Genomic DNA, 7,500 nt, shown 5'->3' on the forward strand with positions numbered 1-7,500 from the left:
TAAAATACGTTTCGTATAAATATGCATTTAAAATACTTATTGGTTGTACAATTGTTGCGCAACCTTATTCTTTTACCATCTTTGTAAAGGAGGGACACCTTTGGAAAATATCTCTGATTTATGGAATAGTGCCTTGAAAGAATTAGAAAAAAAGGTAAGCAAGCCAAGTTATGAAACATGGTTAAAATCAACAACCGCTCATAACTTGAAAAAAGATGTATTAACTATTACAGCTCCAAATGAATTTGCTCGTGACTGGCTAGAATCCCATTATTCGGAACTAATCTCCGAAACACTTTATGATTTAACAGGGGCAAAACTAGCTATTCGTTTTATTATTCCCCAAAGTCAGGCGGAAGAGGATATAGATCTCCCTTCTGTTAAAAAAAATCGAGCACAAGACGATTCTACTCATTTACCACAGAGCATGTTAAATCCAAAATATACATTTGATACATTTGTTATTGGCTCTGGTAATCGTTTTGCACATGCTGCTTCTTTAGCTGTAGCTGAGGCGCCAGCTAAAGCTTATAATCCGCTCTTTATTTATGGGGGCGTTGGACTTGGAAAAACACATTTAATGCACGCAATTGGGCATTATGTAATTGAACACAACCCGAATGCAAAAGTTGTATATTTATCATCTGAAAAATTCACAAATGAATTCATTAACTCAATTCGTGATAATAAAGCTGTCGATTTTCGTAATAAATATCGTAATGTAGATGTCTTATTGATAGATGATATTCAATTTCTTGCTGGAAAAGAACAAACACAGGAAGAGTTTTTCCACACATTTAATGCGTTACATGAAGAAAGTAAACAAATTGTGATTTCAAGTGATAGACCACCAAAAGAAATCCCAACTTTAGAAGATCGCCTTCGTTCTCGCTTTGAATGGGGTTTAATTACGGATATTACGCCACCAGATTTAGAAACTAGAATTGCAATTTTACGTAAAAAAGCAAAAGCAGAAGGCCTTGATATACCGAATGAGGTTATGCTTTATATTGCAAATCAGATCGATTCTAACATTCGTGAGTTAGAAGGTGCTCTTATTCGAGTTGTAGCTTATTCATCTTTAATTAATAAAGATATTAATGCTGATTTAGCAGCTGAAGCACTTAAAGATATTATTCCAAACTCTATACCTAGAATTATTTCTATTTCTGATATTCAAAAGGCCGTTGGGGGCGTCTATCAAGTAAAATTAGAAGATTTCAAAGCAAAAAAACGTACAAAATCCGTTGCATTCCCTCGCCAAATTGCAATGTATTTATCACGTGAACTTACGGACTCATCTTTGCCAAAAATAGGTGAAGAATTTGGTGGCCGCGATCATACAACAGTAATCCATGCTCACGAAAAAATTTCGAAGCTATTAAAAACGGATACTCAATTACAAAAACACGTCGAAGAAATTAATGATATTTTAAAGTAGTAGTAGCTGAATAGTGTGAATAACTTACCTTATTTTACGCACAGTCTATCCACATGTAGATAGACTGTTTTTACATCTTTAAATGGGGTTATCCACATATCCACAAGCCCTATTACTATTACTACTATTTTTTTATCTTTATTAAATAAATAAAATCTTATACTTACCGGAGGTTTTTCGTTATGCGTTTTACAATACAAAAAGACTATCTTGTAAGAGGTGTACAAGATGTAATGAAGGCAGTTTCTTCTCGTACAACAATTCCAATTCTTACAGGAATTAAGGTTGTAGCAACTGAAGAAGGAGTTACTTTAACAGGTAGCGATGCAGATATCTCTATCGAATCATTTATCCCAGTCGAAGATGCTGGAAAAGAAGTTGTTGAAATTGAACAATCAGGAAGTATTGTTTTACAAGCAAAATACTTTAGTGAGATCGTAAAAAAATTACCTAAAGAAATTGTTGAAATTTCTGTGGAAAATCATTTTATGACAAAAATAAAATCTGGAAAATCAGAGTTTAATTTAAATGGTTTAGATTCAGCTGAATATCCGTTACTACCTCAGATTGAAGAACATCATGTATTTAAGATTCCAACAGATTTACTTAAACATATGATTAGGCAAACAGTATTTGCAGTTTCAACTTCTGAAACAAGGCCCATCTTGACAGGTGTAAACTGGAAAGTATATAACAGCGAGTTAACTTGCATTGCAACAGATAGTCACAGACTAGCGCTTCGTAAAGCAAAAATTGAAGGGCATAATATTGCTGATGAATTTCAAGCCAATGTCGTTATTCCTGGTAAGAGCTTAAATGAATTAAGTAAAATCCTAGATGAATCTGAAGAAATGGTAGATATCGTTATTACGGAGTATCAAGTATTATTCCGTACAAAACATTTATTATTCTTCTCGAGATTGTTAGAAGGTAACTACCCAGATACAACACGTTTAATTCCAGCCGAGAGTAAGACAGATATTTTTGTGAATACAAAAGAATTTTTACAAGCAATTGATCGTGCTTCGCTATTAGCAAGAGATGGTCGTAACAATGTTGTTAAATTATCGACATTAGAACAACAAATGCTTGAGATTTCTTCAAATTCACCAGAAATCGGAAAAGTAGTAGAAGAAGTTCAATGTGAAAACGTAGATGGAGAAGAATTAAAAATATCTTTTAGTGCAAAATATATGATGGACGCATTAAAAGCTTTAGATAGTACAGAAATTAAAATTAGCTTTACTGGGGCGATGAGGCCGTTTTTGATTCGTACAGTGAATGATGATTCCATCATCCAATTAATTTTACCGGTACGTACTTACTAAGTAAGGGTTGAGGGTTGCTAGTTTAAAGGTACTAGTGACCCTTATTTGATTTTAGGGTATTGCTTTCCTAATGCTAGTTTATTTAGTACAATGAAAGAATGAACACTTTCAGAAAGTGAGCGATTTTTATGAAAAGTATTAAAATTTCAACAGAATACATTACACTAGGACAATTTTTAAAGCTAGCCGATGTAATTGATACGGGCGGGGCTGTGAAATGGTTCTTACAAGAATATGAAGTGTACGTGAATCAAGAACTTGAGAATAGAAGAGGTCGCAAGTTATATGCGAATGATATTATTGAAATTCCGGGAAGTGGAACTTTCCAAGTTCAGGCATAAAGGGGGATCCCTTTGTTTATTACAGAAATACAATTAAAAAACTATCGCAATTATGAAAAATTAGAGCTCTCCTTTGAGGACAAGGTCAATGTAATTATTGGTGAAAATGCACAAGGGAAAACAAATTTGATGGAAGCCATTTATGTATTAGCGATGGCGAAATCTCATAGAACCTCTAATGATCGTGAGCTTATTCGATGGGATGAGGATTACGGTCAAATCAAAGGTAGATTACAAAAAAGAAATAGTTCTTTGTCTTTAGAATTAAATATTTCCAAAAAAGGTAAAAAGGCAAAGCTAAATCAACTTGAACAACAAAAGTTAAGCCAATACATTGGTGAAATGAACGTTGTGATGTTTGCCCCAGAAGATTTAAATCTTGTAAAAGGAAGCCCTCAAGTAAGAAGACGCTTTTTAGATATGGAACTAGGACAAATAGCGCCCATTTATTTGTATGAACTAAGCCAATATCAAAAAGTGCTCACGCAACGAAATCACTTGCTTAAAAAGATGCAAGGGAATAGTAAAAATGAGGAAACGATGTTGGATGTATTTACACTTCAACTCATTGAGCATGGTGCAAAAATATTGCGAAAACGTTTTGAGTTTTTGAATTTACTACAAGAATGGGCTGCGCCGATACATCGCGGGATTAGCAGGGGATTAGAGGAATTAGAAATCGTCTATAAACCAAGCCTAGATGTATCAGAATCAATGGATTTGTCGAAAATAAAAGAAGTATACTATGAAAGTTTTCAATCTGTGAAACAACGTGAAATTTTCCGTGGTACAACTTTAATTGGTCCTCATCGTGATGATTTACAATTCTTCGTTAATAGTAAAAATGTTCAAGTCTTTGGTTCGCAAGGACAACAACGAACGACCGCACTGTCCCTAAAATTAGCTGAAATTGAATTGATTTACTCAGAAGTTAAGGAATATCCTATTCTTTTATTGGATGATGTATTATCAGAATTAGATGATTATCGTCAATCACATCTGTTAAATACAATTCAAGGAAAAGTGCAAACATTTGTGACAACGACGAGTGTCGACGGAATTGAACACGAAACATTAAAAGAAGCGAAAACAATTCATGTAATGAACGGCACGGTAGATTGTGAAATGGACAGGGCATAATCCCTGTTTAAATGGAAAAGTAGGTGATCTTTGTGTCAATGGAACAAAAGCAAATGCAAGAAAATGCATATGATGAAAGTCAGATACAGGTACTTGAAGGACTAGAGGCAGTTCGGAAACGTCCGGGTATGTACATTGGTACTACAAGTGGAAAAGGACTTCACCACCTTGTATGGGAGATTGTCGATAATAGTATCGATGAAGCCTTAGCGGGGTATTGCGATGAAATCAACGTTAGTATTGAAGAAGATAATAGTATTCTTGTAACGGATAATGGACGTGGTATTCCAGTTGGTATACAAGAAAAAATGGGACGCCCTGCAGTAGAAGTTATCATGACTGTCCTTCACGCTGGAGGTAAATTTGGCGGTGGCGGTTATAAGGTTTCTGGTGGTTTGCATGGTGTTGGTGCATCTGTTGTAAATGCCTTATCAACAGAACTAGAAGTATTTGTACATCGTGATGGGAAAATCCATTACCAAAAGTATGAGAGAGGTATTCCAGTTGCAGATTTAAAAGTCATCGGTGATACAGATAAAACTGGAACAATAACTCGCTTTAAGCCGGACCCAGAGATTTTTAAAGAGACGACAGAATATGAATTTGATACGTTAGCGACTCGTATGCGTGAGTTGGCATTTTTAAATCGTAATATTAAATTAACAATTGAAGATAAGCGTGAACATAAGCAAAAGAAAGAGTTTCACTATGAAGGTGGAATTAAATCGTATGTTGAACATTTAAATCGTTCAAAACAACCAATTCATGAAGAACCTGTATATGTAGAAGGTTCAAAAGATGGTATTCAGGTTGAAGTTGCACTTCAATATAACGAAGGATATACAAATCATATTTACTCATTTACAAATAATATTCATACGTATGAAGGTGGTACACATGAGGTAGGATTTAAAACTGCCCTAACACGTGTGATCAACGATTATGGTCGTAAAAATAATATTTTAAAAGATGCGGATAGTAATTTAACTGGTGAAGATGTTCGTGAAGGTTTAACAGCGATTGTGTCAATTAAACATCCGAATCCACAATTCGAAGGACAAACGAAGACGAAACTTGGAAATAGTGAAGCAAGAACAATTACAGAGTCAGTATTCTCAGAGGCATTTGAAAAGTTCTTACTGGAAAATCCCAATGTTGCACGTAAAATTATAGATAAAGGGACGATGGCAGCGCGTGCACGTGTAGCAGCTAAAAAGGCTCGTGAGTTAACTCGCCGAAAGAGTGCTTTAGAAGTTTCAAGTTTACCAGGGAAATTGGCAGACTGCTCTTCTAAAGATCCAGCAATTAGTGAAATTTATATCGTAGAGGGTGACTCTGCGGGTGGATCTGCAAAACAAGGGCGCGATCGTCATTTCCAAGCAATTTTACCGTTGAAGGGTAAAATTATTAATGTTGAAAAGGCACGCTTAGATAAGATTTTATCAAATGATGAAGTTCGTACAATTATTACGGCGATCGGTACAAATATCGGCGGAGACTTCGATATTGAGAAAGCACGCTATCATAAAGTTATTATTATGACCGATGCCGATGTTGATGGTGCACATATTCGTACCCTATTATTAACGTTCTTCTATCGTTATATGCGTCAAATAATTGAGTGTGGATATATATATATCGCACAGCCGCCTTTGTTTAAAGTACAACAAGGTAAGAAAATTCAATATGCTTACAACGATAAGGAACTTGAAAAAATCTTAGCGGAATTACCAGCTCAACCTAAGCCAGGGATTCAGCGTTATAAAGGTCTAGGGGAAATGAATCCAACTCAGTTATGGGAGACGACAATGGACCCGGAAGTACGTTCATTACTTCAAGTTTCTCTTCAAGATGCAATTGAAGCAGATGAAACATTTGAAATTTTAATGGGAGATAAAGTAGAGCCACGTCGTAACTTTATCCAAGAAAATGCAAAATACGTGAAAAACCTTGATATTTAAATGAGTAATGACAGGAATCTAAGTATTCCTGTCTTCTACATATAAATCAATGTATGTGTAACGGAAATGTAAGAGGAGGTGCTCGTTGATGTCAGACAATCAACAACAAGCACGAATTCGAGAAATTAATATTAGTCATGAAATGCGTACCTCGTTTTTAGATTACGCAATGAGTGTTATCGTATCTCGTGCATTACCAGATGTTCGTGATGGATTAAAACCTGTGCATCGTAGGGTTTTGTATGCGATGAATGATTTAGGGATTACAGCTGATAAAGCGTATAAGAAATCAGCGCGTATTGTCGGTGAAGTAATCGGTAAGTATCACCCGCACGGTGATTCAGCTGTTTACGAGACGATGGTACGTATGGCGCAAGATTTTAGTCAACGTTATATGCTTGTTGATGGGCATGGTAACTTTGGTTCTGTTGATGGTGATTCGGCAGCAGCAATGCGTTATACAGAAGCAAGAATGTCTAAGATTTCTATGGAATTAATACGTGATATTTCAAAAAATACGATTGATTATCAAGATAACTATGATGGTTCTGAAAGAGAGCCAATTGTATTGCCAGCGCGTTTCCCTAATTTATTAGTGAATGGTACGACGGGTATTGCAGTTGGTATGGCAACAAACATTCCGCCGCATCAACTTGGTGAAGTAATTGATGGCGTATTGGCGCTAAGCCATAATCCCGACATTACTATTGCGGAATTAATGGAGTTTATTCCGGGACCAGATTTTCCAACAGCAGGTTTAATTTTGGGACGAAGTGGGATTCGAAGAGCGTATGAAACAGGTAGAGGCTCTATTATGCTCCGAGCTAAAGTTGAAATTGAAGAGAAGTCAAATGGTAAACAATCTATTCTCGTAACTGAACTACCTTATCAAGTTAATAAGGCGCGATTAATTGAAAAAATTGCAGAATTAGTTCGTGATAAGAAAATTGAAGGTATTACGGATTTACGTGATGAGTCAGATCGAAACGGTATGCGTATTGTTATGGAAGTACGTCGTGATGCAAATGCTAATGTACTATTAAATAATCTATATAAACATACAGCACTTCAAACAAGTTTCGGTATTAATATGTTGTCTCTTGTAAATGGAGAGCCACAAGTATTGAATTTAAAACAAAATTTATATCATTACTTGGAGCATCAAAAGGTAGTAATTCGTCGACGTACTGCTTATGAATTAGAAAAAGCAGAGGCGCGTGCTCATATTTTAGAAGGATTACGTATTGCTCTAGATCATCTCGATGAAGTTATTACGTTAATCCGTAGTT

General features: G+C 35.6%; 6 protein-coding genes (1 of these 6 only partly in view). All 6 read left to right on the plus strand.

The window, feature by feature from the left end; all coding sequences use genetic code 11:
• Positions 1 to 100 precede the first annotated feature (100 nt).
• Positions 101 to 1,441 carry a chromosomal replication initiator protein DnaA gene (gene dnaA / locus LUS72_RS00005; RefSeq protein WP_097831348.1) on the plus strand — a complete coding sequence of 447 codons (1,341 nt, stop codon included), beginning with the start codon at positions 101 to 103 and terminating at the stop codon, positions 1,439 to 1,441.
• Positions 1,442 to 1,623: 182 nt separating this feature from the next.
• Positions 1,624 to 2,769 (plus strand): DNA polymerase III subunit beta, encoded by a 1,146-nt coding sequence (gene dnaN / locus LUS72_RS00010; protein WP_071744229.1) that lies wholly within the window; start codon positions 1,624 to 1,626, stop codon positions 2,767 to 2,769.
• Positions 2,770 to 2,897: 128 nt separating this feature from the next.
• Positions 2,898 to 3,110, plus strand: coding sequence for a S4 domain-containing protein YaaA (yaaA, locus tag LUS72_RS00015; protein WP_000835828.1), 213 nt, complete (start codon positions 2,898 to 2,900; stop codon positions 3,108 to 3,110).
• Positions 3,111 to 3,122: 12 nt separating this feature from the next.
• Entirely contained in the window at positions 3,123 to 4,250 is a 1,128-nt protein-coding gene (gene recF, locus LUS72_RS00020) for a DNA replication/repair protein RecF (protein ID WP_097831347.1), read from the plus strand.
• 38 nt (positions 4,251 to 4,288) lie between these two features.
• A complete protein-coding gene (gene gyrB, locus LUS72_RS00025; protein WP_097831346.1) occupies positions 4,289 to 6,211 on the plus strand; it encodes a DNA topoisomerase (ATP-hydrolyzing) subunit B in 1,923 nt (640 codons plus the stop codon).
• Between the two features lie 88 nt (positions 6,212 to 6,299).
• Positions 6,300 to 7,500, plus strand: the 5' portion of a protein-coding gene (gene gyrA, locus LUS72_RS00030) for a DNA gyrase subunit A (protein WP_097831345.1). The gene runs 1,271 nt beyond the window's last position; the window shows 1,201 of its 2,472 coding nt (coding positions 1-1,201); it begins with the start codon at positions 6,300 to 6,302; the stop codon falls past the right edge of the window.

The organism is Bacillus cereus, assembly GCF_025917685.1.
GTDB classification, from domain to species: domain Bacteria; phylum Bacillota; class Bacilli; order Bacillales; family Bacillaceae_G; genus Bacillus_A; species Bacillus_A cereus_AT.

Bases quoted from the DNA above. Each gene is read 5' to 3' on its own strand.
- dnaN (WP_071744229.1), top strand. From the start codon at position 1,624: ATGCGTTTTACAATACAAAAAGACTATCTTGTAAGAGGTGTACAAGAT.
- yaaA (WP_000835828.1), top strand. From the start codon at position 2,898: ATGAAAAGTATTAAAATTTCAACAGAATACATTACACTAGGACAATTT.
- gyrB (WP_097831346.1), top strand. From the start codon at position 4,289: ATGGAACAAAAGCAAATGCAAGAAAATGCATATGATGAAAGTCAGATA.